Genomic DNA, 3774 nt, shown 5'->3' with positions numbered 1-3774 from the left:
GGCGCCCCCGGCGGCCCGGAGCGGCCGAAGCGGCGCGTCGGCGTCTGGGTCGGCACCATCGTCGGCGCCTTCGTCATCGGCGGCGGCGCGGCGGCCGGGGTGCTGCTGCTCCACGACGACGGCGACGGGGGCAAGGACGACACCAAGAACGACCAGCCGGTCGGGACGCAGACTCAGCAGTCACAGGAGGGCCAGGATTCCCAGGGATCCCAGGGATCACAGGGATCACAGGGATCACAGGGGTCACAGGAGTCCGGGGAGCCGTCCGCCGCCGAGTCGTCGCCCCCGGCCTCCGGCACCGGCGCGCCCACCGACCTGCCCGACGTCCCGGCCGGCTACCACCAGGTCTTCGACGACCTGGGCTTCTCCTTCGTCGTCCCGGACGTCTGGGAGCGGCAGGGCGTCAAGAACGGCAGCCAGATCACCTACGCGGGCAGTACAGGCCTGGAGAACTACCTCGTCGGCGTCATCCCGGACGCCGGCTACACGTCGTACGACAACACCCTGTCCATGGAGAAGCACCTCAAGGCGGACGAGACCAAGGAGAACTACCGGCGCATCCGGCTGGAGCGGAACACCTTCCAGGGCGAGGACGGCGCGCTCTGGGAGTACACGTACGAGGACGAGGCCGGGCGGACCGTCCACTGCATCGACCAGTCCTACGTCGCCGCCGGCGGCACCGAGTACGCGATCCTGCTCACCGCACGTGACGACGCCTGGTCCGACGCGCAGGACATGTACAGGATCGCCCTCGACTCGTGGCGGCTCACGGACACGGACTGAACGACTCGGCGGGCTCCGGCAGTTCACGGCGCAGGCCACCGCCCCGCGGGCCCGGCTCGCGGGGCACGCGCACGCCCGCGCCACCGCCGCCCTCGCCCTCGCCGAAGTCGAACCAGACCGTCACGACCGCGTCCCTGGGCACCTCGACCCCGGGCAGCGGGTACTGGCGCACCACGTACTCCACGGCGGCCCCGGCGAGATCGGGCCGGTCGCCGGCCGCCAGCCGGACGCCGTACGCGAGGGCCGCGGCCTGCGCGTCGACGGCCATGAGGCCGACGAACTTCGGGACGGGCACTTCGGGTGTCTTGGGTGTCTTCGGCACGGATGTCACCCCCAGGAGGTAACGGAAGGGTAGACCCGGGGGTGAGGCTGCCGGAAGCGGCCCTACAGGACCAGACGGAAGCAGTGGCCCTGCCGGCCCGTCGGCGTCACGAACGTCTCCGCCAGGTCCATGCCGAGGCGGCGGGTCACCGCGATCGACCGCTCGTTGCGCGCGTCGACCATCGCGACGACGCTGCCGAGGCCCGCCGCCCGCACCCGCTCCACGGTCGCGAGCGCGGCGGCCGTCGCGTACCCCTGGCCCCAGTGCGCGCGGCCGAGCCGCCAGCCGATCTCGATCTCGCCGACCGGGCCCCACTCGCGCTCCCACGGCTGCGCGCCCGTGAACCCGATGACCTGCCCGGCGTCGTCGGTCATCGTCCACAGGCAGAACCCGCGCTCCGCGTCGTGCCGGCGCTGGCGCGCGGTCAGCTCCTCGTACACGGACAGCTCGGCCGAGGCGCCTCCGTGGAACTCCATGACGTCGGGGTCGTCGAACACCCGGTGCCAGGCGAAGGCGTCCTCGTGGGTGGGGACGCGCAGTTCCACGGCGGGCAGAACTCGACTCATGGGCTGGCCCTTCGGCTGGGGGATCACTGCCGCTGAATAGACTGCCCATGTCCGTGCCGGACGGCACACCGTTTTCGAGACCACCGTTCTTCGAGACCACCGTTTTCGAGCCTGGGGAGAACCCGCCGTGACCGAGCAGCCCAAGCCTCTCTCCGAGCACAGCGCAGACGTGATCGTCGTCGGGGCCGGTCCTGCCGGTTCGACGACCGCGTACTACCTCGCGAAGGCGGGGCTCGACGTCCTGCTCCTGGAGAAGACGGCGTTCCCGCGCGAGAAGGTCTGCGGCGACGGCCTCACCCCGCGCGCCACCAAGCAGCTCGTCTCCATGGGCATCGACATCTCCGAGGAGGCGGGCTGGCTGCGCAACAAGGGCCTGCGCATCATCGGCGGCGGCGTCCGCCTCCAGCTGGACTGGCCGGACCTCGCCTCGTACCCGGACTACGGCCTGGTCCGCAAGCGGGACGACTTCGACGAGCAGCTCGCGCGGCAGGCGCAGAAGGCGGGCGCGCGGCTGTACGAGCGGTGCAACGTCGGCGCCCCGATCCTCGACGAGCGGACCGGCCGGATCACGGGCGTGCACGCCAAGCTCGGCGACGAGAAGCGCGAGGTCACCTTCCATGCCCCGCTCGTGGTCGCCGCCGACGGCAACTCGACCCGGCTCTCCCTGGCGATGGGCCTGCACCGCCGCGAGGACCGCCCGATGGGCGTCGCCGTCCGCACCTACTTCACCTCGCCCCGGCACGACGACGACTACCTGGAGTCCTGGCTGGAGCTGTGGGACCGGCGCGGTCCCGGCGAGGACCGGCTGCTGCCCGGCTACGGCTGGATCTTCGGGATGGGCGACGGCACGTCGAACGTGGGCCTCGGCATCCTCAACTCCTCCAAGGCGTTCCGCGAGCTGGACTGGCGCGAGGTGCTCAAGGCCTGGTGCGCGTCGATGCCGGAGGACTGGGGCTACACGCCGGAGAACATGACGATCCCGATCCGCGGCGCCGCCCTCCCGATGGCCTTCAACCGCCAGCCGCACTACACCAAGGGCCTGCTCCTGGTCGGCGACGCGGGCGGCATGGTCAACCCGTTCAACGGCGAGGGCATCGCCTACGCCATGGAGTCGGGACAGATCGCCGCCGACGTCATCGTGCAGGCCCACGCCCGCGCCACCGACGCCCAGCGCGAACTCGCCCTGCAGCGCTACCCGAAGGTCCTCAAGGACACCTACGGCGGCTACTACACGATGGGCCGCGCCTTCGTGAAGCTCATCGGCAACCCGAAGGTCATGAAGGTCGCGACGCAGCGCGGTCTGACCCACCCGATGCTGATGAAGTTCACGCTGAAGATGCTCGCGAACCTGACGGACCCGACCGGCGGCGACGCGATGGACCGGATCATCAACGGGCTGAGCAAGGTCGCACCGAAGGCCTGAGCGCGTCGATCGACGGGGCTGTCCAGGGCGAGGCCGACGTGGTGACCCCGCCCAGGACGCCCGTCGAGGCGTCCGTAAGGTCTGATTTGGCCGAACCGCCTGCTCGGGGAGAGGCTGAACCCATGATTTTCATCGCCGTGAAGTTCACCGTCCGTCCCGAGCACGCCGACTCCTGGCTGGAGAAGACCGCCGCGTTCACCGCGGCCACCCGCGCCGAGGAGGGCAACCTCTTCTTCGACTGGTCCCGCAGTGTCGACGACCCGAACCAGTACGTCCTCCTGGAGGGCTTCCGGGACGGCGACGCGGGCGCCGCGCACGTCGGCTCCGCCCACTTCAAGGCGGGTCTCGACGCGATGGCCCCGCTGGTCGCCTCGACCCCCGAGATCATCAACGCCGACATCCCGAACGAGGGTTGGGGCCCGATGGGCGAGCTGTCGCCGCAGGGCTGAGCCCGCCCGGCCGGCGGGGGCGCCCGCTTCGTACAGTGGGCGCCATGTCGGCTGATTCCCCTCTCATCCAGAGCCTGCGGACGGCCGTCGCCGCCGCGCCCCAGGACGTGCCGCTGCGGCTGCACCTCGCCGAACTGCTGCTGACCGCGGGCGCCGCCGACGCGGCGGTCGCCGAGGTGGCGGTCGCCCTGCAGCACGCGCCGGGCGACGCGCAGGCCCGGGAGCTGATGG

At 71.4% G+C, this 3774-nt stretch carries 5 protein-coding genes and 1 pseudogene; 4 read left to right on the top strand and 2 right to left on the bottom strand.

Annotated features, from left to right (window positions below):
• Positions 1-783 (top strand): annotated as a pseudogene (locus tag M4J07_RS46975) (hypothetical protein); the annotation flags it as partial.
• Here M4J07_RS46975 and M4J07_RS46970 read toward each other — a convergent pair.
• Together M4J07_RS46970 and M4J07_RS46965 are read right to left on the bottom strand one after the other, a co-directional pair.
• Complete coding sequence (locus M4J07_RS46970) at positions 767-1105, bottom strand: PASTA domain-containing protein (protein WP_255983394.1); 339 nt, start codon at positions 1103-1105, stop codon at positions 767-769. The pseudogene M4J07_RS46975 and the gene M4J07_RS46970 overlap by 17 nt on opposite strands.
• 62 nt (positions 1106-1167) lie before the next feature.
• The gene (locus M4J07_RS46965) at positions 1168-1671 is read right to left on the bottom strand and encodes a GNAT family N-acetyltransferase (RefSeq protein WP_255983392.1); all 504 of its coding nucleotides are present in this window, start codon (positions 1669-1671) and stop codon (positions 1168-1170) included.
• Positions 1672-1798: 127 nt separating this feature from the next.
• Here M4J07_RS46965 and M4J07_RS46960 point away from each other — a divergent pair, with 127 nt between their 5' ends.
• The 3 genes from M4J07_RS46960 to M4J07_RS46950 form a co-directional block, all read left to right on the top strand.
• Positions 1799-3094 carry a geranylgeranyl reductase family protein gene (locus M4J07_RS46960; RefSeq protein WP_255983389.1) on the top strand — a complete coding sequence of 432 codons (1296 nt, stop codon included), beginning with the start codon at positions 1799-1801 and terminating at the stop codon, positions 3092-3094.
• Between the two features lie 122 nt (positions 3095-3216).
• Complete coding sequence (locus M4J07_RS46955; RefSeq protein WP_255983387.1) at positions 3217-3543, top strand: putative quinol monooxygenase; 327 nt, start codon at positions 3217-3219, stop codon at positions 3541-3543.
• 44 nt (positions 3544-3587) lie between these two features.
• The coding region (locus M4J07_RS46950) for a tetratricopeptide repeat protein (protein ID WP_255983385.1) at positions 3588-3774 on the top strand (187 nt) is incomplete at its 3' end.

The sequence above is a fragment of the Streptomyces longispororuber genome (genome assembly GCF_024448165.1).
Classification (GTDB): Bacteria; Actinomycetota; Actinomycetes; order Streptomycetales; family Streptomycetaceae; genus Streptomyces; species Streptomyces longispororuber_A.
The sequence above is the reverse complement of the archived record's forward strand: the minus strand, read 5'-3'. Positions and strand labels throughout refer to the sequence as shown.

Excerpts from the sequence above, each read along its gene's own strand:
- M4J07_RS46965 (WP_255983392.1), bottom strand. The coding sequence starts at position 1,671 with ATGAGTCGAGTTCTGCCCGCCGTGGAACTGCGCGTCCCCACCCACGAG.
- M4J07_RS46955 (WP_255983387.1), top strand. The coding sequence starts at position 3,217 with ATGATTTTCATCGCCGTGAAGTTCACCGTCCGTCCCGAGCACGCCGAC.